24 protein-coding genes and 1 tRNA gene are annotated in these 25495 nt (G+C 33.8%); 7 read left to right on the forward strand and 18 right to left on the reverse strand.

The annotated features are described in order from the left end of the window. Positions 1 to 413 precede the first annotated feature (413 nt). The 3 genes from JNUCC83_RS08895 to JNUCC83_RS08905 form a co-directional block, all read right to left on the reverse strand. On the reverse strand, positions 414 to 719 hold the full coding sequence (locus JNUCC83_RS08895) for a hypothetical protein (protein ID WP_454459686.1): 306 nt from the start codon (positions 717 to 719) through the stop codon (positions 414 to 416). 180 nt (positions 720 to 899) lie between these two features. Next, positions 900 to 972 (reverse strand) — tRNA-Lys (locus tag JNUCC83_RS08900). Positions 973 to 1027: 55 nt separating this feature from the next. Next, a complete protein-coding gene (locus tag JNUCC83_RS08905; RefSeq protein ID WP_454459687.1) occupies positions 1028 to 1621 on the reverse strand; it encodes a hypothetical protein in 594 nt (197 codons plus the stop codon). 399 nt (positions 1622 to 2020) lie between these two features. On the opposite strand from JNUCC83_RS08905, the gene nrdH reads away from it, so the two are divergent. The 4 genes from nrdH to nrdF are packed head-to-tail and all read left to right on the forward strand — an operon-like array spanning position 2021 to position 5762. Beyond that, positions 2021 to 2254, forward strand: a complete 234-nt coding sequence (gene nrdH / locus JNUCC83_RS08910) for a glutaredoxin-like protein NrdH (RefSeq protein WP_454459688.1) — start codon at positions 2021 to 2023, stop codon at positions 2252 to 2254. Between the two features lie 2 nt (positions 2255 to 2256). Next, positions 2257 to 2637 (forward strand): class Ib ribonucleoside-diphosphate reductase assembly flavoprotein NrdI, encoded by a 381-nt coding sequence (gene nrdI / locus JNUCC83_RS08915; RefSeq protein ID WP_454459689.1) that lies wholly within the window; start codon positions 2257 to 2259, stop codon positions 2635 to 2637. Further along, positions 2615 to 4777 carry a class 1b ribonucleoside-diphosphate reductase subunit alpha gene (nrdE, locus tag JNUCC83_RS08920; RefSeq protein WP_454459690.1) on the forward strand — a complete coding sequence of 721 codons (2163 nt, stop codon included), beginning with the start codon at positions 2615 to 2617 and terminating at the stop codon, positions 4775 to 4777. Before nrdI ends, nrdE begins: the two co-directional genes overlap by 23 nt. Before the next feature lie 13 nt (positions 4778 to 4790). After that, a complete protein-coding gene (gene nrdF / locus JNUCC83_RS08925) occupies positions 4791 to 5762 on the forward strand; it encodes a class 1b ribonucleoside-diphosphate reductase subunit beta (protein ID WP_454459691.1) in 972 nt (323 codons plus the stop codon). A gap of 282 nt (positions 5763 to 6044) precedes the next feature. Here the strand turns inward: nrdF and JNUCC83_RS08930 are convergent, their stop codons facing one another. The 11 genes from JNUCC83_RS08930 to JNUCC83_RS08980 form a co-directional block, all read right to left on the reverse strand. After that, the gene (locus tag JNUCC83_RS08930; protein ID WP_454459692.1) at positions 6045 to 6557 is read right to left on the reverse strand and encodes a winged helix-turn-helix transcriptional regulator; all 513 of its coding nucleotides are present in this window, start codon (positions 6555 to 6557) and stop codon (positions 6045 to 6047) included. A gap of 29 nt (positions 6558 to 6586) precedes the next feature. Next, on the reverse strand, positions 6587 to 7267 hold the full coding sequence (locus tag JNUCC83_RS08935) for a hypothetical protein (protein WP_454459693.1): 681 nt from the start codon (positions 7265 to 7267) through the stop codon (positions 6587 to 6589). Positions 7268 to 7274: 7 nt separating this feature from the next. After that, the gene (locus JNUCC83_RS08940; protein WP_454459694.1) at positions 7275 to 8429 is read right to left on the reverse strand and encodes a WxLIP family cell surface protein; all 1155 of its coding nucleotides are present in this window, start codon (positions 8427 to 8429) and stop codon (positions 7275 to 7277) included. An 84-nt stretch (positions 8430 to 8513) separates the two neighbouring features. Further along, on the reverse strand, positions 8514 to 9338 hold the full coding sequence (locus tag JNUCC83_RS08945; protein WP_454459695.1) for a WxL domain-containing protein: 825 nt from the start codon (positions 9336 to 9338) through the stop codon (positions 8514 to 8516). 38 nt (positions 9339 to 9376) lie between these two features. Next, complete coding sequence (locus tag JNUCC83_RS08950; protein WP_454459696.1) at positions 9377 to 10183, reverse strand: WxL domain-containing protein; 807 nt, start codon at positions 10181 to 10183, stop codon at positions 9377 to 9379. A gap of 31 nt (positions 10184 to 10214) precedes the next feature. After that, positions 10215 to 10916 carry a WxL domain-containing protein gene (locus tag JNUCC83_RS08955; protein WP_454459697.1) on the reverse strand — a complete coding sequence of 234 codons (702 nt, stop codon included), beginning with the start codon at positions 10914 to 10916 and terminating at the stop codon, positions 10215 to 10217. A 50-nt stretch (positions 10917 to 10966) separates the two neighbouring features. Next, the gene (locus tag JNUCC83_RS08960; RefSeq protein ID WP_454459698.1) at positions 10967 to 11785 is read right to left on the reverse strand and encodes a WxL domain-containing protein; all 819 of its coding nucleotides are present in this window, start codon (positions 11783 to 11785) and stop codon (positions 10967 to 10969) included. Between the two features lie 32 nt (positions 11786 to 11817). After that, the gene (locus JNUCC83_RS08965) at positions 11818 to 12570 is read right to left on the reverse strand and encodes a WxL domain-containing protein (RefSeq protein WP_454459699.1); all 753 of its coding nucleotides are present in this window, start codon (positions 12568 to 12570) and stop codon (positions 11818 to 11820) included. A gap of 21 nt (positions 12571 to 12591) precedes the next feature. Further along, positions 12592 to 12933, reverse strand: coding sequence for an LPXTG cell wall anchor domain-containing protein (locus tag JNUCC83_RS08970; protein ID WP_454459700.1), 342 nt, complete (start codon positions 12931 to 12933; stop codon positions 12592 to 12594). Between the two features lie 20 nt (positions 12934 to 12953). Further along, positions 12954 to 15569: a MucBP domain-containing protein gene (locus tag JNUCC83_RS08975; RefSeq protein WP_454459701.1), complete on the reverse strand. Its 2616-nt coding sequence runs from the start codon at positions 15567 to 15569 to the stop codon at positions 12954 to 12956. 34 nt (positions 15570 to 15603) lie between these two features. Then, a complete protein-coding gene (locus JNUCC83_RS08980; RefSeq protein ID WP_454459702.1) occupies positions 15604 to 17187 on the reverse strand; it encodes an immunoglobulin-like domain-containing protein in 1584 nt (527 codons plus the stop codon). Positions 17188 to 17854: 667 nt separating this feature from the next. Between JNUCC83_RS08980 and JNUCC83_RS08985 the strand changes: the two genes are divergently transcribed. The 3 genes from JNUCC83_RS08985 to tnpC all read left to right on the forward strand — a co-directional run bounded on the left by JNUCC83_RS08985 (position 17855) and on the right by tnpC (position 20015). Continuing rightward, complete coding sequence (locus JNUCC83_RS08985; RefSeq protein ID WP_454459703.1) at positions 17855 to 18061, forward strand: hypothetical protein; 207 nt, start codon at positions 17855 to 17857, stop codon at positions 18059 to 18061. Further along, the gene (gene tnpB, locus JNUCC83_RS08990) at positions 18051 to 18407 is read left to right on the forward strand and encodes an IS66 family insertion sequence element accessory protein TnpB (RefSeq protein ID WP_454459704.1); all 357 of its coding nucleotides are present in this window, start codon (positions 18051 to 18053) and stop codon (positions 18405 to 18407) included. Before JNUCC83_RS08985 ends, tnpB begins: the two co-directional genes overlap by 11 nt. A gap of 105 nt (positions 18408 to 18512) precedes the next feature. After that, on the forward strand, positions 18513 to 20015 hold the full coding sequence (gene tnpC / locus JNUCC83_RS08995) for an IS66 family transposase (protein WP_454459705.1): 1503 nt from the start codon (positions 18513 to 18515) through the stop codon (positions 20013 to 20015). A gap of 173 nt (positions 20016 to 20188) precedes the next feature. On the opposite strand, the gene JNUCC83_RS09000 is transcribed toward tnpC, so the two are convergent. The 4 genes from JNUCC83_RS09000 to JNUCC83_RS09015 all read right to left on the reverse strand — a co-directional run bounded on the left by JNUCC83_RS09000 (position 20189) and on the right by JNUCC83_RS09015 (position 25469). Continuing rightward, complete coding sequence (locus JNUCC83_RS09000; protein ID WP_454459706.1) at positions 20189 to 23434, reverse strand: isopeptide-forming domain-containing fimbrial protein; 3246 nt, start codon at positions 23432 to 23434, stop codon at positions 20189 to 20191. A gap of 79 nt (positions 23435 to 23513) precedes the next feature. Then, positions 23514 to 24314 carry a WxL domain-containing protein gene (locus tag JNUCC83_RS09005; RefSeq protein WP_454459707.1) on the reverse strand — a complete coding sequence of 267 codons (801 nt, stop codon included), beginning with the start codon at positions 24312 to 24314 and terminating at the stop codon, positions 23514 to 23516. Between the two features lie 62 nt (positions 24315 to 24376). Then, positions 24377 to 25153, reverse strand: a complete 777-nt coding sequence (locus JNUCC83_RS09010) for a WxL domain-containing protein (protein ID WP_454459708.1) — start codon at positions 25151 to 25153, stop codon at positions 24377 to 24379. Then, positions 25137 to 25469 (reverse strand): LPXTG cell wall anchor domain-containing protein, encoded by a 333-nt coding sequence (locus JNUCC83_RS09015; protein ID WP_454459709.1) that lies wholly within the window; start codon positions 25467 to 25469, stop codon positions 25137 to 25139. The genes JNUCC83_RS09010 and JNUCC83_RS09015 overlap by 17 nt, the downstream gene beginning before the upstream one ends. Positions 25470 to 25495: the final 26 nt, after the last annotated feature.

Consider the following 25495-nt stretch of genomic DNA (forward strand, 5'->3'; position numbering starts at 1 on the left):
TTTGTCATAAAAGTCGTCTTTTCTATTATACAACATTTTAGATACTTAAAAAACATTTCAGATTTTCATACACCTTTCATTTTTTAATAATGCTTTTCAGTGATTTTTACTTATTTTATTTTTGTAATTTGCGTATGTATGAGAAAAAAATGATAACTTGAAATCAGTTGATTTATCAATGTTTATAAACATTATAATCTGTGTTATTTAATTAAGTTGATCTTTTCCATTGTTACTTTCTGATATATCACTTAAACTTAATATATAAATTAATTCATTTAATTTATTCGGCTAATACTTGAAGTAAGACTAGGTTTCCCCTTCCCTTACAAAGTCTAGTCTTATGGAAGCAAAAAAAGTTGAGAGAAATCTCAACTTTTTTTGTATTTTTTGTTATTTTAATCAAATCACCACTATTTAGTATGTGTTTTAATTGCATCGATTTTTGATTTTAAATACGATTCAATATGACGATCTGTAGGTTCTGTTTCTAAACGTTCAAATACGCTAACCATCGTCTTTAACTCTTCATCATCTAAATCATTCACAATACCTAATAAGTTTTGGTTATCTTGTAGTTTATCTTTAACCAATAATTTATACTTCAAGCGATTCACAGATTCTGATGTTTTTTCAATTCCTTTTTTGGTCAGTTTGGTTACCATGACTACACCAATGACACCTGTTGCTGCAATGGCATATTTTGTTGATTTTTTCATCACGTATCATCCTCCATCTCTTTAGACACCATTATACCATCAAATGTTTTTTAATCGTATTAAAAACCCTTTGCATTATCTCATATTTACTCTTAATACAATAGCATTTAATAAATTTAAAAAAAACGCTGATATACAAGCACCTTAACAAATGCTTACATATCAACGTTCCTACTTATATGGGCTGTAGGGGGTTCGAACCCATGACCCACGGATTAAGAGTCCGTTGCTCTACCAACTGAGCTAACAGCCCCAAGAAATGAACAAGTCTATTATATCACTTGTAGATTTTCTCTGCAAGGTGTTATCTAGATTTCTTGCGTTTTTATTGGCACAATATGTTGTGTTTTAGTCTCACTTTTTTGTACCTTTTCAGCTAAACGATACAAACAATCAATATCATCCAAACTGCTAATATCTAGACCTAACTCCTCTCCTAAAGACAACAAATCTTGTTCTGTTGTATCACGTAATATCGCTTCAACTTCCACTAACACAATATCACCTATCTCTGTCGCTTTGTTTGATAGTTTAACTCCCTGTTTCACTTCTTCATGATAATATAAAAACTCAAAGAATTTTTTCAAAACGTTGATTGCTTTTTCAAAAAAATTGGGACCGGCTACAATTTTATGAGGAAAAATATCCAATAATACATCTTGTAAAGCGACTTCATCCCATTCGTTTAATGTTTGAAAATGATAGTCAAACATATACTCGCTAAAATACAAAATAATTTGTCGTGACATCATTTGTTCAGAATAATTCAGTTGTCTATACCAAAGTGTCTTCTCAAATATATTTATTTTTTCTGTCGCAATATAGATTGCTTGATCAAATAATTGATTTGCCTCTTCTACGTACCTATTCGTCATTATCCCACCATCTTTTATCATTTTCATTCACTCCTCTTTATAAATAGTAAGAGGATAAACATCTTATCTATTAAATATAACGTATGTATTTTAAAATGTCCATCATTTATAGAAAGCGTTTATACTATCTAATATTATATAGATAATTTAATATGACTTTATGAAGAGTTTCGTCCGACCACGCGACAAAATTGTCATTTTTTTGAAGTTTTCTCTATTTACTTTTATCCTTTCTATGTCTATACTAGAGACTGTTGTTCACAATAAAGTAGAAATAGATGAAATATTTATTTCCCTCTAAAAACACAATAACTAGTAGGTTTCAGCAACCAAGGACACTATATCTAGTGTTTCGTTGTTGACTTTTTTTTATTTCAAGCTATACTTATAAATATATTATTTAGTACAAATTAGGAGGAAATAGCCATGGATACTATCACACTTTATACAAAAAATAACTGCCCTCAATGTTTAATGACAAAGAAATTTTTAGCACAAAAAAATGTCGAATTTAACGAAATTAATATAGATAATGAACCACAATATATCGATTCATTAAAAGAACAAGGCTTCCAAAGCGTCCCTGTCTTAAAAACAATGGATGAAACGGTCACAATCGTTGGGTTTAGACCTGACCAATTAAGAACGTTGGCTGTTTAGACATGAAATTAGTCTTTTTTTCTTTAACCGGACAGACAAGACGTTTTATTAATAAACTAAATTTTCCGTTCTATGAGATTGATACAACAAATCCTTTTCATGAAATGAATGAAGATTTCCTATTGATCGTTCCTACTTATGACAAAGAAGTCACCGAAGTAGTGAACGATTTTATTGAGTACAAAACCAATCAAGGCCACTTATTAGGTGTTGCTGGTAGTGGCAACCTTAATTTTGGGGACTTATTTGTTTTTACAGCAAAAGATATTGCTAAAGATTACAATATTCCTCTTATATTTTCTTTTGAATTTAGTGGAACAGATGAGGATGTAAAAAACTTTAAGAAAGTAGTGAATGAATTTGAGTCTAAAAGACCTGACTGATGTAACGTATTTCGAACTTAACAACGAAATTAACCGCCCCGTAAATGATCAAATTCCCTTATATAAAGATAAAGAAGCACTTGATGCGTTTTTTAAAGAAAATGTGGAACCTAACACAAAGCAGTTTTCTTCTATAGAAGAAAAACTTGCTTTTTTAACTGAACATGATTATTTAGAAGAAGACTTTTTAAAAAACTATTCACTAGAATTTATTGAATCATTATACGCTTACTTAGAATCACAACACTTTACGTTTAAATCATTTATGGCTGCCTATAAGTTTTATTCTCAATATGCCTTAAAAACAAACGACGGCACACAATACTTAGAGCGTTATGAAGATCGTGTAGCATTTAATGCTTTGTATTTTGCTGATGGCAATGAAGAACTAGCTTTAAATTTAGCAGATGAAATGATTCATCAGCGTTACCAACCAGCAACACCCTCATTTTTAAATGCTGGGCGTAAACGCCGTGGTGAGTTAGTTTCTTGCTTCTTAGTCCAAGTGACAGATGATATGAATAGTATCGGACGCTCTATCAATAGCGCGCTGCAATTATCTCGTATTGGTGGTGGTGTTGGTATTACACTATCAAACTTACGTGAAGCTGGCGCTCCGATTAAAGGGTTTGAGGGTGCTGCTAGTGGTGTGGTACCTGTAATGAAACTATTTGAAGATAGTTTTAGTTATAGTAACCAACTTGGCCAACGTCAAGGAGCTGGTGTGGTTTACTTAAACGTCTTCCATCCAGACATTGAAATGTTTTTATCAACCAAAAAAGAAAATGCTGATGAAAAAATCCGTGTTAAAACACTCTCTCTTGGGTTATTAGTACCAGATAAATTTTACGAATTAGCTCGCAATAATGAGGACATGTATTTATTTAGTCCGTATAGTGTCGAAAAAGAGTACGGCGTTCCATTTTCTTATATCGATATCACGGAAGAATATGATAACTTAGTTGCGAATCCTCGCATTAGAAAACAAAAAATTGATGCGCGTTACTTAGAAAATGAAATTAGTAAATTACAACAAGAATCAGGTTACCCTTATATCATCAATATCGATACTGCCAACCGTGCAAACCCTATTGATGGCAAAATTATTATGAGTAACTTGTGTTCTGAAATCTTACAGGTCCAAAAACCATCTGTCATTAATGATCGTCAAGAATATGACGTCCTTGGAACAGATATTTCTTGTAACTTAGGCTCTACAAATATTGTTAACCTAATGGATAGTCCAGACTTTGGAAAATCTGTTAAAACAATGACACGAGCACTCACTTATATCACAGACGCTTCTGATATTGAAGTGGTTCCATCAATCCAAAACGGTAACCGACTAAATCACACAATTGGTTTAGGGGCTATGGGATTACATACTTACTTTGCTAAAAATCAAATGGAGTATGGTTCAAAAGAGTCATTAGAATTTACTGATGTGTACTTTATGTTATTAAACTACTGGACACTCGTTGAAAGTAACAATATTGCAAAAGAACGTAATGAATCGTTCGATAACTTTGAAAACTCAAAATATGCTACGGGAGAGTACTTTGACATGTATATCAATGATGACATCAAACCGTCATCTGATAAAGTCAAAGAGTTATTTGATGGTATTTTTATTCCAACAGCAAACGACTGGGAAGCATTAAAACAATCGATTAAAGAGTTCGGTTTGTATCATCAAAACCGTTTAGCCGTTGCACCAAATGGTTCAATTTCTTATATCAATGATACAAGTGCTAGCATTCACCCCATCACTCGTTTGATTGAAGAACGTCAAGAAAAGAAAATCGGTAAAATCTATTACCCAGCACCTTTCTTATCAAATGACACCATGCCTTATTACACATCTGCTTATGATATGGACATGCGTAAAGTCATTGACGTCTATGCGACAGCTCAAAAACATATCGACCAAGGAATGAGCTTGACTCTATTTATGCGCTCAGATATACCTGAAGGCTTGTATGAATGGAAAACTAATACAACAAAACAAACAACGCGTGACTTAAATATTTTACGTCACTACGCTTTCCATAAAGGTGTTAAATCAATTTACTACGTTCGTACGTATACAGACGACGATGAAGAAATTGGAAGTAATCAATGTGAAAGCTGTGTTATTTAAGGAGGAGCAATAAATGACTGCGTTAGACAATAGTTATTACCAAGCAATTAATTGGAATGCTGTTGAAGACATTATTGATAAGTCAACTTGGGAAAAATTGACTGAACAATTTTGGTTAGATACACGTATTCCATTATCAAATGATTTAGATGATTGGCGTAATTTTAATGACAACCAAAAAGAAAACATTGGCTTAGTTTTTGGTGGGTTAACACTACTGGATACCATTCAATCAGAAAGTGCAATTGAAGCTTTGCGTCAAGATAGCCGTACGCCCCACGAGGAAGCGGTCTTGAATAATATTCAATTTATGGAGTCTGTTCACGCGAAAAGTTACTCATCTATCTTTAGTACATTAAATACCAAAGCTGAGATTGAAGACATTTTTGAGTGGACAAATACAAATCCACAACTACAAAAAAAAGCAGAAATTATTAATGAAATTTATTTAAACGGCTCGCCATTGCAGAAAAAAGTAGCCAACGTTTATGCTGAAACATTCTTGTTTTACTCTGGATTTTATGCACCTTTGTATTATCTAGGAAACAACAAATTAGCAAACGTCGCTGAAATCATTAAATTAATCATTCGTGACGAATCTGTTCACGGTACTTACATTGGTTATAAATTCCAATTAGGTTTCAATGAATTAAGCAATGATGAACAAGAAAAAATGAAAGAATGGATGTATGACTTACTTTTCACTCTTTATGAAAATGAAGAAGTATACACTGAATTGTTGTATGACAAATTAGGTTGGACGGAAGAAGTAAAAACATTCTTGCGTTACAACGCAAACAAAGCGTTGATGAATTTAGGTATGGACCCACTATTCCCAGATACAGCAAGTGACGTGAATCCAATCGTCATGAATGGTCTATCAACTGGGACAAGCAACCATGACTTCTTCTCACAAGTGGGTAATGGTTACTTACTTGGTACCGTTGAAGCAATGGATGACAATGATTATTTAATTGGTATGTAAAAAGACCCAACGATAGCCATATAGATATGTCGATAAATTTAACAGTGAAAACAAACTAGTTGCTCAGTTAAGAGTAATTGGTTTGTTTTTTTGTCTATCCCCCCTATTCTGTTTCAAAAACAAATAAATAACAAAAAGACCTAGAAAAAATTCATTTTCTAGATCCTAAATCATAAAAATATTTTAATTTTTACAACTAACAAACAATACTTATTGTACACTTTGTTTTCATTATGACTTTTTGCCCATCATTTCATAAATTCTATCTTAAGTCATAATTTGTCATTCATGTTTTTTCTTAGTATATTTGTACACCGTACCCAATGATAATCCTGTTATATCACTAATTTCTCGATAGGTAAGATGCCTGTTTTCTCGATATTCAATGAGCTTATCAATTTTATTTTGATTCACTTTAGGTCTTCCTACCGTTTTACGATGCTGTAATTTTTCCAGTATCTTGTTGCTATTCAGATAAATCGTATTATCCTTATATACTAAATAAACATGTTTTTTTTCCTGTAAGACTCTAACTTTTATCTCTTTACTTAAAATCGTTTTAATAATTTTTTCATTAAAAAATTTATCTAGATATATCTTAGATAGATTAGGAATTACTAAACAATCTTCGGTTGTCATAATAGATAGCAACCTTTTCAATTCAGTAGAACGTTTTGTGTTAGGTAGACTATTTTCCACAAAAATATCTTCACAGGATAGACCTAATAACTGCTCTAACTCTAATAAAAACTGACTTAGTTCACTCGTTTTAATAACATAGCCATAATAACTCATTCATCCACTCCTCTAAGATAAATAAATTTTTATTCACTATCCCTTTTCAAAGAAATTCCACCTTCAGCAAATGAACCATTTATTAAACTTAGTGTATTACCCTGCAGTTTCCAATTAAAGTCTTTTAACGTATATTTAAAAAGATTATTCACATTACTCTCATTTGGGAAAAGACTTTCAATCCCTTTTTTAGTGTATTTTAATCTATATTTAGTAGCTGTATCAAAAGATTTAGTAGTTATCGTTTGATCACCAATCATTTGATTAACTGCTTCAGATGTAAAGTTGTCTTTATTTAACTCCAGAAATACTTGTGTATCCTTAACAACATATTGATTTTCATCTTTTGGTACAATTTCACTTTGAAAAACTAAATCCATCCCTGTTGTATTATTTAGATTTTTTATTTTGAAAGTACTCATTTTACTAGAATTTTCAAGTACATAAGTTCCATTCGTCGTACTACCCGTCCAATTCCCATCAATTTTAGATGCTAATGGATAAAATCTATAAAATAATCCGAACAATAAAAAAATAACTACTATAAAAATTAACCATAGTGAATAATCTTTTAATTTTTCAAATACAGATTCTTCATATACCTCAGTCCCACCAGTTAAATCTTCCATTACTTCTTCTGTATTAAGCATTTCATTTTCTATTTCATATTGATTTTCTTGAGTTGATTCATCTTTATTTATCATATTCATTTCCTATCTACTTCTTATTTTTTGAACTTTTTTTTTGACTATTTTTTGAAGAAGAAGTTTTAGAAGAATGTTTTTTGGATTTATTAGCTTTTTTCTTATTACCACGTTTTTTACGTTTCTTTTTATTTCTTAATACTATCAACAAAATAATAATTAATAAAAGTAAAATCAAACCAATACCTATCATGATATATAGTTTGGTATTATCTTTTTCTAAACCGACAGCCTTCTCATTTAATTTTTTGGCTGTTTCTGCGTCTATGTGAAACTCTTGATTATCCCATTTCCATTCTTGATCATAGTCTTTCGAGTATGCTCTTACAGACGCAACATAATCTCCACCTTGTAATTCTTTATTCTCCCAATCTACACCAAAATTAAAATTAGAGTTAGGGGACATTTTTAACCCTGTTTTCTTTGTTTCATGTAAGACTTCTTTGCTTCCTTTTTTGTATATTTTTGCTTCAACTTCTAAGTCTCTAATATAAATTGGCTGAGTATTTTGTAAATTTATACCGACGACATTACGAAAATTTACTTGTTTTGGTAAAATTTTCTTTTTATCTAAAACTAAGTCTGGTTTTATGCCATCCAATGACTCTTTTGTTCGTAATTGTAACCCAATCGTGTAAACAAATTTATTATTAATTTGTACTCCAGCTTTTTCATCCTCATCTTTCTTACTCTCTGAGTCTCCTTTTTCAGAAACTCTTATTCCACCGACAATTACACCATCGTAAGCCTCGCTAGGCATTTTTATTTTAATAATAGATTTTACTTCAGATTTTTTAGGTATAACCACTTCTTTTTCGTATTCCACAATATCAGAAATGGGTACTTTTAAACTACTATCTTTATTTTTTGATGTCACTTTTGTGTTATATTCTGCTACCCCATTATCATTCGTTGTACCAGGATTAATAGATATATTGACGGTCTTATCCTCATCAGAGCTGTTACTCAATTTAATTTCGACATCTTGTTCTTGCCCTGGCTTCATTAATAAATCAAAATAAGTTTGACCTTTATCAACCTGATTATCCGGTATTACAGCACTTACTCCAACAGACATTGAATCAGCTGCCTCTGATGTAGTGGAAAAAAATAATAAAATGAACATTAACATAAATGAACAACGTAATAAACTAAAAAGTTTTTTCATATTTGTATAAGATCCTTTCAAATAAATACCAGAACCAGGCTCATAAAAACTTGGTTCTGGGTATTTTATTTTTAATATGTATTTTTAAGGTGTTGTCGAAATATTCCAAGTTAACGTAGCAGTGTATGTTTTATCGGCCAATCGATTAGATGTACCAGGTACATTTAATTGAATAGCTGAAAAAGTAGCATTTTGGTCATAAAAATCTCCTTTAGCTGCTGTAACTTTATTGTAATTATCTCTAGTATCTGGTACAAAAGTCGTTTGCCCTGCACCTTTACCATTACTTGATGACATTAAAGTCGTTTCAGAACTATTAATCGTCATTGGTGCTTTCAAACTAAAGTTAGAATCAGCGGTAACATCTTGATCAGTTAGATCAATAACTCCTCCTGAAACAAGTTTAGTATTGTTAAATAATAGACCAGAATTTATCTTAATATTAGCACCTTGCAAAATTTGTGGATTGGAAACAGTTGATGTATCTGTCGCAAAGTCCCCATCAATTTTTACACCAACACTCCACTTGCCATCGCTTAACCCACGTTGATCTTTTACCGCAACCATTGGTGGTAAATAATATTTTTTATTTGTATCACTTTTGGCTGTATATTCTACCGCTTTAACAGAATATGACTCATCTACTAATTTAATTTCATGAATACCAAAATCTAATGGCGGTACAATCAATCCGTACCCTTCACCAGTATCCACAAATCCACCGTTACTTGGTGGGGTTATTTCAACAATTGGAGCCACTTCTGGAATCGTAAAATCATTATCAATAGATGATGATTTTGTAAAACCAACAGTTCCATCTGCAGTAGTAGTATTTGCTGCTAAACTTGTAGGTGCTAGCCCTACACATGCAAGAACAAATCCGGCATTAATAGCTAAAAATTTCTTCATCTTCTATCCTCTTTTCATAACATACATTAAAAAATTTTTTATGGAGTTGTATTTGGTTCTGTTGCAGAAGGATCATCCGATAGATACCATGTTAAAGTTGTCGTATATGTTTCATTTTCATGCATTGTTGCCCCTTGTGGAACTGATAATGTTACAGCATCAGATGCAACTGGAGTATCTGTTGTATTTTTCTTAGGTTTACCTTGTTCACCTGTAGATGAATCATAATAACTGATTCCCCAAGAAGCTGTACCAGTTCCTGCAGCTGCTTGTGCAAAAATTTGAGGTGTTTCATTTAAAGATATTCCTGTCGAAACTGTCGGTAGTGCAGTTGTTACACCAGAATAACTAGAAGCTACCCCTTTATTTAACTTAAGAGTGTATCCAGTAATTTCCGGTGTTCCAGATGTTCCACTAACTAATTTTCCATCAGTTTTAACAAAAGCTGTCCAACCAGCTGCAGTACCACGTACGTCTGTAATTTCTACTGTGGGTGCTGAATAGAACTCTTCTTTTGGATCAGAACCTTTTATAGCAAACTTCTCTTCTAAAACATTTGCTGTTTGATCAACAGACCCAATTTGAATGTTTTCAAAGTTAAAATTAGGCACACGATCAAATCTTAACGTACCAGTAGTACCCTTACCACTACCATCTGGGTTCTCGTCAACTTCTTTAGGTGGAACTGTTGGATCAGAAGGATCGAACGGTTTAGGGTTCGTAGATGCTGCAGAAAACCCTACAGATCCTTTTGATGTTGTTGATGGGTCAGCTGCTAACACAACGCCTGAAACTGCTGTTAGTGTGATAACTGATAATAAAGAACTAGTTATAATTTTTTTCATTTATATTCATCTCCAAATTTCTATTTTATTTTTATAATGGTGTATCCTCAAGTGCCCATTCTAATGTTGCTGTGTATGTTGCAGTTGTATCGATTTTATTACCACCAGGTAAATGTAATTTAACTTTATCATTTTCTACTGATGCATCCGGTTGTGTTGCACTATCTACATTATTACCGAAAAATACAGTCCAAGACCCTGCACCTTCTCCTGCATTTGCTCCAAAGATTGGTTGAGCCTCAACACCTTCACCGACTACTACATTTGTATTAAATGTAGTTGGTGCTTTACGATAAGAAGTCGTTTGATCTGTTGCTGCGTTAGTTGCAGTTAAATCAAGTTTTGCACCTTTAAGAGTATCCGTATTCTTTACGCTACTTGTAAACTGTTGAGTCATTTTAACACTAACACTATACCCAGGCATTGTTCCTCTATCATCTTTAACAGTAACACTTGGAGCGGCAAATTGAGGAGCACTTGCTCCATCTGGAGTAAAAGTATCTCCAGAATATATTGCTTTATAAGTCTTGTCATTTCCTTCAATAGCTACTTCACCAAATTGAATATTAGTCGCTTTATTACCTGCAAAACTAAGTGGTGTCTCTGATACTTTAAACTTAACTGCTGCTTTAGATTCTGTATTACCTACTTTCTCCGCTTGAGAGGCTACTCCACCAATTACAATTGTACTAATCAATAAAAAACTAGTACCCAAAATTGTTTTTTTCTTCATTTCATTTCCTCCAATTTTCTCATATCATTTTCTTATGTTAGAAGACACTCCTATGATGGAGTATCTTCTAAGTTCCAAGTTAATTCAGCTTTATAAAGAACACCCTTTTGCTTTTTAATGCTACCAGGAACATCTAAAGAAATAGATTTACTTGCAGTTTCTGGATCATTTTTTACAGATCCAGCTAAAATTGCTATAGACCCAGTACCTTGTCCTTCTTTAGCACCAGCAAATAGTTGCTCTGCTGTACCCTTACTTAATGATACGGCATTATCTGTAGCGAAAGTATCTGGTAAAGCTGCCCCATTAGAAGAACGTTTAAACGAGTTAAGATTTTTAATTTTTAGCACGGTTCCTCTTAATGCACTACCATCATCTGTTTCAGGTGCAACCTCTTTTCCATCAACAGTAAAATCTTCGGTTTGTGCTACCTTCAATGTCCAACCCGCACTAGTTCCTCTGTCGTCTGTTACTTGAATATAATTTGGCACGGTAATACCATTTTGTTGGTTTTTAGCGTCCTCCGCTGAGTTAAATACAGTAGCTGGTTTTGCATAATAAGTCACATTATTACCTGACATAATCTGCTCACCAAAATGAAAATCTGAAACATAATCAATCACTAACGGACCTCTATTTGTTCCTCGTTTATCTTCAGTTGTGTTACTTGGAAAAATTGAATCTTCACGAGTTGGGTTTTCCGGTTCAATCAAGCTATTGTTATTTTCATCATCTTTACCCTTTTGTCTAAACTGAATATCTGGAATACTTGTTGCTGAAGATAAGGTTGTTGCTGCTACTGGTTGTGAAACAGCCGCAAATCCAATCACTGTTAAAACACTTGCTGAAACTAATTTAATTTTATTCATTATCTTTTCCCCTTTTTTGTTTTATTGAATAATTAACTTGGGTCGTCAACTAATTCCCAATTTAGTGTAGTTGAATATGCGCCCTTAGAAATTTTTTGGTCTCCTGCAATATCTAAACTAACACTCTTAGCCCCTTCAGTCGCATCTTTACCAAAAGCGTGAGTCCAAGTACCAATCCCTTGGTTTTTTTCAGCTGTTACCACTCTAACTGCAGCCGCACCCGGTGTGATTTTTACTTCAGCAGCAGGTGTTGGTGTATTTGTAGCTGTTTTATTCACTGAATTTGATACACCATTTAGTAACGAAATAGTCGTTTTTTCAATAGTATTTGTATTGATTGTTTTATGTTTTAACGCAGTAGGTTGTGATACCATAACTTTCCATCCAGAACCAGAACCACGATTGTCTGTCACTTGAACATAATTTGCTCTTTGAACCTTTTCAGTTGTCCCTTCTTGAGTTACAGTTGTTGGTTTTGCATAATATGTATTTTCGTTACCAGAGATTTTAATTTGTCCAAAATTATAATTTGAAACTAAATCAATACTTAAAGGTCCTTTATTATGTGTTTCTTCATCAGGATTCTCAGGTGTAACTGGTTTATCTGGATGCTCTGGATCAACCGGTTTAGTTGGATCTGTATTATCCAAAAATTCGATGTCCACTTGGTTTGTTGCTAATTTTCCATCACTAGTATTTCCATTTGACGCTGCCAAACTCACTACTGATGCTTGTGAAGCTACTACTAATAGAGCTGCTGTTGTGATTAATTTTTTTGATTTCATTGTAAGTACCCCTTTTTTATTTTATTTAAACTTTCTTTGCTTTGTTGCTTTAATAACTATAGTAACTAAAGTGATGCTTAGTCCAATCAGTACTACAAACATAGCTTTTTCTTCTCCAGTTTGTGGTAAAATACCTGATTTTTTTGTTGCAGTGCCTGTAGACCCACTCGTTTTCGGCAGTTCTTTTTCTGCCTCTTTTGAGCTAGAATCTACCGGTTCTTTCGGTTCCCAATCTTCGAGAATCTCTGTAGTCACCTTATTGTCAGCACTGGAAGCTACTTCTGCAGCCGCATTTTTTTGATAAGTTACCAAGCTAAAAACAAAAAGTAAGGAAAGTAGAAACACTTTTCTAATTTTTTTCATCCATATCTCCTCGCTTTTGCTTATGGCGCATCAACAAGATTCCAAGTAAGTTCTGCTTCATAGTTGCCTGCTTTTGCTAAACCACCTGGTACTGATAAAATCAAACCTTCTTTTTTGCTTACCCAATCTTGACTGATATTAAAAGCCGTTCCTCGATTGTCAGCTGTGGTTGTACCATTTTGTATTGGATAATCACTACCGTCTACTGGAATATCATTTTTCACTCCAGATTTTTTGAACTTCAGAATTCCTGGAAGTTTGTCACCAGTGCTTGTATTTTCAAAATCTTTTGCTATTGATAAATTCAACACCCAGTTTTTACCAGGAGCACGATTATCCTTAACGATGATATCTTCACTCAACTTGCTTAATGAATAATCTTCTTCTTTAGAAGAAATTTCGTTCACTCCAAAATTAAATTCTGACGGTGTCGTTAGTTCAAGATTTCCTGCACCCCTTCTTGAGGTCACAACATTAGAATCTACTTTTTTAGCAACCATGCCATCAGAGTAATTCCCTGAAGCACTTGAAGAAGCTACTACGTCTACCTCAATTAAATTTTTAACCGTTGCATCATAACTTAACGTTAAATCTTCTGTACTAGCTATGGATTCACTACCATCTAATGTGATGGTGATGGTATTTGTTCCTTCATCATACACATCTGCTTTGGCGTAAGTTAATGTTTTGCCAGAAGTTGTTTTTAATGTAATATTGTCAATATTTTCAACATTTGGACTCACATTTGCCACTAGATTAAAGTTTTGATAACTCGAAGTGGCATCTGTCAATTTGGTTTTGAGGTCTGTCGTATAGGTGACTTTTTGTCCCATGTCAACTTCTTTTCCATCGACTGATTCTCCAGCTTCATTGGTCACTTTTTGTACAAGGTCAAATCGATGCTCTTTGTAAACAAACGTAATCGTTTGTGCATCGGTAGTAAAGCTACCAGTTAATGCTGAACCTGTTGATTTGCTGTAATCATATCCATTGATGGCCACGTTCATTCCTGTAGCATCATAAGGTTTTCCGATAATCCCACTCAATGTGTCATCAGCTTTTAGCGTGTTTCCCTCTTCATCAACATACTTAACAGTGACTGTTCCTTTATTTTCCACTTCAACTGGTTTGTCAGTTGTGGTTTTTTCATTAAAGTATGTGTCTTCCGTTGTTTTCGAACGAAACTCTGCTGTATTATTGATGTTCATACCTGTTGCTTTTTCGCCAAGTGTCACTTTAAATTTGACGTTGATTTTACCATCCGCTACAAGTTTCAATCCACTTCCATTGCCAGGTATATTTAATGTATGAGTGGCACTGTCATAGGCTTGACTAATCGGGATGCTTGTTGGATTACCATTTGTTCCGTTAACATCTTCAATTATGATATCTTCGGTTGGTGCGTCAAATCCTTCACTTAATTTATCTTGGATTGTAATATCGGATAATGGATTCGCCGATTCGTATGAAATCGTATATTCAATCACATCACCAATTTGGGCTTTGCCTTCGCTACGCGTTAAGTTTTTTGCTGTTTTACTTTTTTTTGTGTTCGTGTCCACACTAATCCCAACATCGTATCGTGCGGTATAAGATTCACCAGGCGCAAGTGTTACTTTCCCCCAACTCATAAATATCCCACTGTCGGGTGAAGTAAACGTAGGATTACCCTCGGAATCCGTACCATTTTGTCTTTGATTAATTGGAATATCTACATCTGCAGCCGCAGTCATAGATTTGGTTGTCACATCCGTACCCTGATTATCTAAATCATCGCCAAACACACTTGGAAAAGGTCGCTTTATATTTGGATCATCCGTGTAAATAGCAGCACCATTTTGGTGTGCAGCTGCGTATAATACAGGGAAGTGCTCACTGTTATCGGGTATACCGTTAGTGTAATAATCTAAACGATAATTCCCTTTTTTTAAGTTGTTTGGGTCTTGAGGTGTTTTTATATAAATCCCTTGACCTGCACCACGAGAATACACGGGAACTTGGTCATTATCATTTAGTTTAGTATCCACACGTTTCATGGGATACACTGTTTTTGTCTCTGTTTTTGACGTGTTGGTAAACGTATACTTATGAACGACTGCATCTTGATTGGCATTGGCATATTGCTCTAAACTTATTTTTAAGTCTGTATCTGACAATTTGCTACCTGATGCGATAACTGCCTCTTTATTTGGTTCTGCCAGGTTACTTAATAAAGTTCGTGTACTGTCATTAAATAGCGCAACTCCACCCTCAGCTTTAAAATTCCCTGAAGAACCCCCGTCTATAAGGTACTCATCCGTTGTACCAATTAAATTAAATGGTGATGTAGCCACCCCACTACTTGAAGTATATATATGCTGAATCGTGGTATTATTTAAAGCAGCTTCATCCGATTGAATATAGTGAACGTCAGGTGTACCACCCTCATAAGACAAAAATCTAGACAATCCGTACCGCAATTTGCCGACATCTTTTTTCTCAAGCCATTGCGTTGGATAATAGGTCGCATTAACTTGAAGTGTTGATAAAACAATACTTAATAATAGAATAGAGACAAGTAAAAGTGATTTGAATTTCTTTTTTTTAATATTAACCCCCTCCTCCTTATAACCTTTATTGTATAAATCGCAAGCCATTATAATTTAATGACTTACGATTTTTCACAACATATTATTGCACAGTTACGGTAATGTCTTTTTGAACTGTATTGCCATCAGAGTCTGTGACTTCATAAACAACACGGTAATTACCGTCTTCTTGATTATCAACTTTATTTTCAACGACTTTAATTGATGATGTGATATCCCCATCTTCAACATCATTAGCTTTAGCTAACGCTAACGCTTCTGCATCACCAAAGTCAATATATTTTTCTAAATCATAATCACTCGCCTCAATCGTTGGTGCATATCCGATTGTTTGACGACCAGCTTCTCCTTCAATGACGTTCGTTGAAGAAATGTAATCATCATAACGAGAATTGCTTAATTTAAGAACAGCTTCACCTAAGTTGTAAGTAGATAAGTAGCCATAAGTGTAATCGTTATTCATGATAAAGTTCTTCATTGCTTTGTTATTATAAACTGAGATATATCCTGAAGAACCAGTTACCTTAGAATCTTGCATCACAAAGTTCTCAATCGCTTTATTATTATAGACACTCACATAACCAGTAGATTGAGACACTTCAGTTCCATGAAGTTCAAATGTTTTCATTGTTTCACTGTATGCAACATCAATTAATTTAGTTCTACTATTAACAAATTTAAGACTTTCTAAACGCAGGTTCTTTTGCACGAATGAAATAACTGTGTCAATATCAGCATTACGGAAGTATAAGTCTTTTGTTCCTTCTAAGACAACTTGTTGTTTATTGCTTAATTTTACAGTGATTTTATCGAGAGAATCAGTTAAAGAAGTAATTTTCACACCAGCTGGTATTTCTACTGTTTTAATTTCTTTATCCGCACCAGTGTAATAGATATAACCAGGTTTTGAAGCATCAAATTTTGTTTCAGCAATTGGTGTTGCTGTATTTGGGTTCATATGGAAAATGTCACTTGGACTCATACCACCTGATGACACCACTCTTAAGCCTTTTGGTCTTTCAATACGTGTGTTGACATAATTTGTGTTGTAGCCTTTTTGGTTACTGTATTGGCTTGCGTCATCTTTCAATACAGAGTTTGAGATAGTTGATTCCACTAAACTCTTATTACTGTATATACGTAAATCCGCATTTAGAGTTGAGTTGTCAACAATAAATGTTTTTAATTGTGGTGCAGAGTGAATGGCTAATGAATAATCTGTTGCGCCAAATTCAGAATTTTTAACGATCAATTCTTGAACGTTCTTCATTCCTGAAAAATCAACACCTTTTTGGAAATTAACGCCATCTAACGTTACATTTGTTACGCTGTTTAAATAGAATGGCACAAGATTAGACACAGTTAAATTTTTAAATGTCACTTCTTTAACGTTATCTAATTTATATGTTTGTTTTCCATCCTTAACCGTAATTCTTGTAGAAGTAGCGTTCATTGTTACAACTGAACTTTCTGGAATTTCAATTGTTTGTTCTTGCCCGTTAGCATCCACGTAAACTATTCCAGATTGAATGGCCACATCTTCTCCTAATTTTTCTGTTACCTCTGAACTAAGTTCAGCAGCGTTAACTGTGCTAGTAGACATCATTAAAGCACTGCTAGCTAAAAATGATAAAACTATCGCAGATTTAATAATAATTTTTTTCAAAATAAACATCTCCCTTTCTCTTTTTATTAAATCTAAAAAACATACGTTAAACGAACAAAATGTGTCACTAAATATTACCCATTATGTAATTATTTGCTACGGTACGACGCGATTTTAATAGTCTAAACTATTTTTTCGAAAAATATATATTTATCGAAAAAGATAACAAAAAAAATGGGTATGTTTTAATTCTAGAGCTTACAGTGACTGATAAGACAATGTTCAATTACGTATATATTTAATTATATATTATAGCATCTAACTATTCAAGTCTTTATATAAAAACCTCTATTTTAAAACAAAAGATAAATAACACAGATAACTATAATTTAATTTGCTATTTTATCAAATTACTCATTAAAAATATATTCTCATTATCACTGTTTACTTTTACTTTAAAAAATGATCTGTTAATATTATAAATCGAACAAAACAGCTAATAATATAGATTTTCTAAGTAAAATATATAACCATTTTTTATATTTTAGTAATTACTCATCACGGTTAATTACGACTAACAGCTAAAATTTTAAAACATAATTATTACAGCTCTTACAACTATAAAATCCACCTGGTTTACCGTAAGCGGGAAGTAATAGGGTATCTATGATAAAAGTATACCTTCGGTTATTCTTAAATTACTTAAGAAAGATTGGAGGTATTTTCAATGCCAGAAAAACAAGATATTGTTCCAGTTACATTTGATTCAAAGCTTAAACAAAAAAATGATGGACCGCAATCAACTACCAACGTTACTAAACCAAAGGTTGCGATTAGGGTCAAACGAGATCAGATGGATATCACCATCTACAATGGTTGTAATAATTATATTTTAAATGCTGCACTAGGAGTGTTGAACTCTCATGCTAATTAATTATTCAACTGTAAAGAATATTTATGTGGTTTGTGGAAAAACAGATATGAGACGTGGTATCGATGGATTAGCTTCTATTGTTTTAAATCAATTTGATTTAGATGTCTATTCTGATTCACTCTTTTTATTTTGCGGAAATAGTCTCAATCGCTTTAAAGCTTTATATTGGGATGGTGATGGTTTTATATTACTCTATAAACGTTTTGAAAATGGTAAACTGCAATGGCCCAGAAAAGAATCTGAACTAAGATTATTAACTAAACAACAACTTCGTTGGTTGTTAGAAGGTTTACAAATTGATCAAAGCAAAAAGATAGCTCCAGCTATTCCAGGTTACCTCAGCTAAATAAGTATCTAAAATGATAAAAATCTGTCATTTTAGATGCTTATTTGTTTTAAAAAATGTACAATGAAAGAAACTAAGAGAATATAATGATTTGAGGTGATTTCTTTGTCTGAGTTAGAAGAAAAACTTTTAAAACAAGTTGAAGCATTATCTAATGAATTGTCACTATTAAGAGAGCAAAATGAATTCCTAATGAAAAAACTATTTGGTCGTTCGTCTGAGAGAAATACAGATGATAAAAATCAAATAGATTTATTTGATGATGACTCGTCTTTTAATCTAGCAGAGACAACTGAAGAAAAAACCGTCTTTGAGGAAATTAAGTATAAACGAAAAAAGAAAAAAGGTTATAAAGCTGAGCTAACAAAGGATTTACCCATAGAAGAGATACATTGTGACCTTCAGGGTCACGAGTGTACCTGTGATTGGTGTTGTACCTCTTTAAAGCACATAGGTAAAACTAGAATAAGAGAAGAAGTCGTTTTTGTTCCTGCAAAGATGTATAAAGAAGTTTACTATCAACACGCTTATGAGTGTCCCACTTGTAAAAAAGATGGTGTTGATACGATAAAGAAAGCAAGCGTACCTAAACAACCGATAACACATAGTTTAGCTTCTCCGTCTGTATTAGCCCAATTGATTCATCAAAAAATTGAAATGAGTTTACCTTTTTATCGTCAAGAAAAAGAATGGGAAGCCTACGGATTACGTGTTCCACGTCGAACACAGGCTAATTGGTTCATTACCTCTTGTGAGAAGTGGTTGACTCCCATTTGGAATGAGTTAAAGAAACAACTTGTAAAAGAGAAATTCATTCATGCAGATGAAACTCATTACAATGTTTTATCTAGCGATAAACAAAAATCGTACTTTTGGCTATTTCGAACGATTGAACAAACTGAACACCCTATTATCTTGTATCATCATGAACTTAGTCGTAAAAGTAGCGTGGCCAAAAATTTTCTACATGATTTTTCAGGCTATCTTCATTGTGATGGCTATAATGCTTATAGATCTGTAGATAATGTGGTACTTGTGAATTGTTGGGCTCATGTGAGAAGAAAATTTTTTGAAGCAAAAGATTCATCTTCAAAAGAGACTCCCGCTAAGCAAGGCGTTACTTACTGCGACAAGCTCTTTCAGATTGAAAAAGAGATAAGAGAATTAAATGATGCAGAAAAATATCAATCACGACTAGCTAAAAGCCAACCAATTATTGATGACTTTTGGCAATGGATTGACTCTTTTGTCACTTTACCTGGATCAAAACTAGGCAAAGCAGTTAACTACGCTCTTAACATGAAAGAAGGTTTGATGGCTTTTATGAGGGACGGTCGTTGTGCGCTATCCAATAATTTAGCAGAGCGAAGTATTCGACCTATGACTATAGGGAGGAAGAACTGGCTATTTTCAGCTAGCGAGAGCGGAGCAGTAGCTAATGGTGTTGCATACAGTATCGTTGAAACAGCTAAAGCCAACGGCTTGGTTCCAACTAAATATTTACAGTATCTGTTTAAACAACTTCCAAATATCGAAGATATATCAGACTCTGACATACTGGAAGCTTATTTACCATGGTCAGATCAAGTACAACTTAATTGTCTATAGAAATAGGGATCCACTTGTCATAGCATGACACAGCGAATCCCTATTTGGCATATACTCTATTACTTCCCGCTTACGAACCAAAAAAAAGTGCCAAGAGAAAATCACTTTCTCATGACACTTTTTATTGTAACAACATATTTTCTCGTTTACTTAAAATGTATTTAATACAATGATTAAAATTTTGGTACTTCAGATATTGTCCATGTAACTTCTCCAGTATATGTACCTAGTACATTTCCAGATGACATTTCTGCAGGATTATAACTCAATTTTAGTCCTTTAGATTTGTCAGTATTTCCCCAGTCAGAAGAAATATCTACATTACCTTTGCTAGTGTTCGATTCAATAATAGCATCTGAATCACTCAATAGGATAGAACTCTTACCTGTATTATAACTTAATGCATTAGGTATCGTTTTTCCACCACTATTAGTCAAAGGTTTAGTTACCTTGGCTGATAACGACCATCCATTATTTTGAGCTAACCTCGTATCTGAAATGACTAGATCATCATCTATCGACTGTGGATGTACAGTTTGAACTTTATCTGCCAACTGTAAAGTTCCAAAATCAATTGTTTTTGGAGCAGATACAATCCTTAAAATACCATCAAAAACATAGTCCACCTTATCACCATTACCAGTTATAATGACTTTAGTATTTGAAGGCGGTGTAATTAATTTATAGTTTTTGTTCACTATTTTTTCTATTGTACTTTGTACATCTTTATTAGCATCTAAATCTTGAGTTGAGCCAATGGCACCTTGTATCACAATAGGTTCTTCAAGTTTTGCGCCATTTAAATCCGTAAAATTAACTGTGATAGTATTATTTTTAACACTACTGATGTCTGCTTGATTTGATTTAATCGTAAAATCATTATTGCTAATGTCTTTACCCGATACAGTGGCGATGTTACTTATCGTCTTACCTGCAACCTCAGAAGAAACTTTTGCATCAAACGTAATGTTTTTTACATTTTCTCCAGACGCTTTTTTAGGCATAATTTTACCTAATGGTACCTTCAATTTTCTGGATGTTTCATCATATGAAGCATCAGATATTTTCACACCATCAACTGTTACATTTGCATTGCTTGGTTCATAAATTAATCCAGCATCCAAAACGTCTTCTAAATAGACGTCATTCCATTCAATGTTACTACCATCTTCTTCATCATTACTTACACTGATCGTATATGTCACTGTATCTCCAATAGAAATTGGTGAATCAGATTTCCCATCTTTTAGCGATACTTTTTTTGTAGCTGTGGCTTTTGATATGCGTCCTTTTTCAACCACATAAGATGACGCTGCTGGGAATGTCGCATCGGAATAAACCAAATCCTTTGAGGGATTGATATTTCCGTCTTTATCATTGGTTGTGGGGGCTTTGACTTTTAGATTCGTTGGCGCTAAACCTGCTGTATCTCTAAGGTAGACTTGTACTTTATCACCTACGTTAAATTTGTTTGGTAAAGTATAACTAAAATTACCGCTCTCATCAACCGTTGCGACTTCTGTCATTGCTCCACCGTTTACCTGTAGATAAACTTTAGAACCCACTTCAGCTCCGCTACCCGAAATCTTAGAATCACTTTCATATATTTTACCTGTATTAACTTTTACCGGTTTTGGTGGTGTAATATTAAATACTGGCTCACTTAATGAAGGTTCTGAAACTAAATTACCTCTAGTTGCAATCGCACTAAATTTCATACCTGGATCTAAAAAGTCTGTTAACGTTGTTGAAACATAGCCAGAATTATCCGTCAATAAAGTCGCTTTGTTTCCAGTTTTAGGGTTAGTTATTTCAACAGGAAGACCTTTACTAGCAAATAATTCTGTGTAGTGTAAATCTCCATTTTCATCAAGACCTGTATCATCTGGCACATCCCCTAATTTAACCCTAGCAAGATTAGTCAGCTGCTTGTCAGCATCTGTAATGGTATATTGCCAATTAATAGTTGGTGGCACGTTCAAACCTGATATACGAGCAATATTACTTCTAGCTGTCGTCGAATTAGAGTTTAACGATGCGGCTAATTCACTATTACTTGAGGTAACTTTATGTCCATCTGTAATCGTTAATTCTTCTACGTCTGTATAATCAAAATCAGCCGTCGAAGAAAAACTAGAACCCAATTTCCAAAATGACATGTTACTGTTTTTTACGGTAAAACTATTGTTACTACCCGTATTATTTACTTGTACTGCATCCCGATTTGTATTAGAGGCATTGTTTCTAATATCAAAATTGGCAGGGTTATCCAAAATTATACTGTTATTTTTTTTTGCTGCTAAAGATCCTAGATCAATCAAAGCATCTCCCACTCCTGTGGTTCGACCAATTACATATAAGTTAGAGCCCGGTTCAAATAGCATTTTCATGTTCCTAGCGCTAGAACCACTCCAATCCATAAGTGGTGTGGACGAATTAGCACCAGACCCCACAAAATTGGTGACGTTGTCTTGAATAGATGGGTAACTAGCCAAAGAGGTTAACGTCACAATAGACCCTTTTTTCGCATTAAAAGTTTGTCCATTTCCAGAAAATTGAACAGCAGCACCTGGAACACTGGCTGTAAACTGTGCATTCTCCCCAATTTGTATACTTCTGTAGTACATATATATAGCAGGATATCCCGTATTATTTGTGTTTCTGACATTTCTTAATTTTACATTAGCACCATCACCCACAATAAAATCACCAGTTCCTGTATCACTTGCTCCAACCTGACTATTAAACCAAATGATAGAATAATTATTCTGTGTGATTTCACCATAGTACTCTGTTCCATCCGCAAAATTTACACCACCTGTATAGAAATTTTCCGCTCGAGTGTAAATTTTATTTTTTCCAGATACATTTATTTGCGCTCTAGGTGTTCGAAATAAACGACCAGAACCAGATGTTGAACTCACATCAGGTACGTAAACGTTTTTCATATTAAACGTCCAATACTGTCCGTATTGATTATTATTTGATGCACTATATGCGTTATACGTTTCTATAATACCTCCACGTGCAACATCAGCTCCAACAGTACCATTGTTTGCCAAAGTAATATTTTGAATATTCATAGTTGCTGTACCAGAATTAGTTGGTTTTCCAATCATCAGACTAGTGTTAGCCAAGTCAAGCTTGTAATTTTTAAAATCTTCAGGCTTCGTACCAGCTTTACTACCGTCAATTACAATATCTGTTGTTCTATATTTCAAATTTGTAGCTACTCCAGTATAAGTAATATCATTTGTTAACGTAATTTTCGTAGTTGTTTGATCTTCAAACGCGGTTTTAAAATCTGCCCAATTGCTGACAGATACTTCCGCAGCTTGTGCTGTAATGCTTTTGGGTACAAAAACAGAAAAAATAATTAAAGTGATAGGCAATATGAGTTTTTTAATAAAATTAAGCATTTTATTATATCTCCTCCCTATAAAACGAGGATGGCACTAAATAGCACCATCCAAAAAATTATAATAAACTCGTTTGTTTCTATGCTCCTGGTGTAGGTGTAGACGCGATAGTCCATGTTACTGTCGCAATGTAATCACCTAATGTCATTGATGCTGCAGTGGCAGCTGGGACTGTTAATTTAACAGAGTTAGCTGTTGTATCCACTCCTTTTTGAATTGCATCGTTTCCTAATACTGCATTATTTGCATCATAATCAGCGCTTTGACCAAATTCTAATACGTACGTACCAGCACCTTTACCAGCTGCTGCGTTTACTACTTCAACTGCCGTTCCATCTTCACCTAAAACAAAAGAACTAGCTTGAGATGTTAATGATGGTGCAATGTCCTTATTAATAGTTTTAGTTTCAAGTAAAGGGTTAGTGTATGTTAATGTTGCTCCACCTAATTTTTTACTGTCATCAGCAAGTGAAAATTGTTTTGTCATTGCCGCTGTAATAGTATATCCAGCATTTGATCCTCTAAGGTCAGACCATGTTACTAATTGACCACGTTTAGTTTTATCTGCTAATTCAAGAGCATGAGCATCACGTGTGATTATACTGTTTCCTGTAGAAATTTTATCAAAAATTAAATCTGTTGTATTAGTAATCCCTAAAGGTCCCTTGTTTGCCCCTGGATGTACCCCAGGTGTATCTGGTGTTATACCTGGTTCAGTATTTGGTTTCTCTGGATCGACCATAGGATCATCAGGTTTAATTTCACCTGCTCCAACTGTCACCTTTCCATTTGATTCAGCTGCATTTGCTGTTAAAGGTATTGTTGCACCTCCTACAATTGCTGTTAATAGTGTGAGTGCCGCTATCTTTCTTGCTTTCATTATGTATCTCCTCCTAAAAAATTTTTATATATGTAAAAGAGAATTTCTCTCTTATACCAAATTTAATTTGGACCTGAAACAAGCGTCCATTCCAATTTTGTAGTATACTCCACTGGATAAATCTTTGCCGTATCTGGCACTGTTAATGAAATAGCGGAATTTGAATACTCCTGCTTTTTGTACTTTTCATTCATAACAGGTTTATTAGATTCAGATAACGGACTTAATGTTGGTTTATTCTTCTGAGGATTATCCTCTGAAGAACCGAAAGCTATCGACCAAGATCCTTTCCCTTCACCTTGATTAGCTGTTGCTATACTATAAGCTGTATTCAAATTGGATAGTACGACAGCATCTCGTGTTACTAAAGGTGTTGTACCGTTACCATTTGAGCTAGCCCAGCCTTTATCAAAAGACAATGTCGCACCTTTTAATTCTTGATTTTCAAGATCTTGAATAATGGCACTTCTAAATTGAGATTTTTGAGTTAGTTGTAATTCCCACCCATCTGTTTGGCGAAAGTCAGATACTTGTATAAAGTAACCTCGAGCTGGTGTTTCATCTAAAAATAGTTGAGCTAGAGAATTGTACTTCTTATCCTTATCGCCCGAGTAAGCTCGACCAAAATTTAATGGTGAAACAAAATCAATTCTAAGAGAACCTTTTGTCGATAAAGTATCACCTGGATTAACATTATTTTCAGGATGTTCTGGATCAAAAATCTCCGAAGAACCCCTATCTTCGACAACAACTTTTCCATTACTTATTGCAGCAACAGAATTTGTTGATGACACGATCATCGATATAGCACATAACACTATACTATTCCGTAGTCTCATTTTTCGCACCTTCTCTCCTCAAAACAAAAACCAGTAAAAAAATACTTATTAAAATAAATCCGCTACTAAATAATACTTGATTATTATTTTCACCTGTTTTAGGCAAAATTCCTTTTTTTTCATTTTTTTTAGATGAACTAGCTGTCGGTTTATCTTTTTTAGGTTCTTCTTTTTTAGGATTTTCTTGACTACTACTACTATCATAGAAAATTATTTTCCCTTCAACCTCGATATTCCCTCCATCAGCAGCAATTCCCTTTAAACTTCCTGTTGTTATCGTCAAACATAATAATAAAAACATTACTATTTTTTTCAATTTAACACCCCTTTTTGAATACATCG

The organism is Vagococcus sp. JNUCC 83 (genome assembly GCF_053667615.1).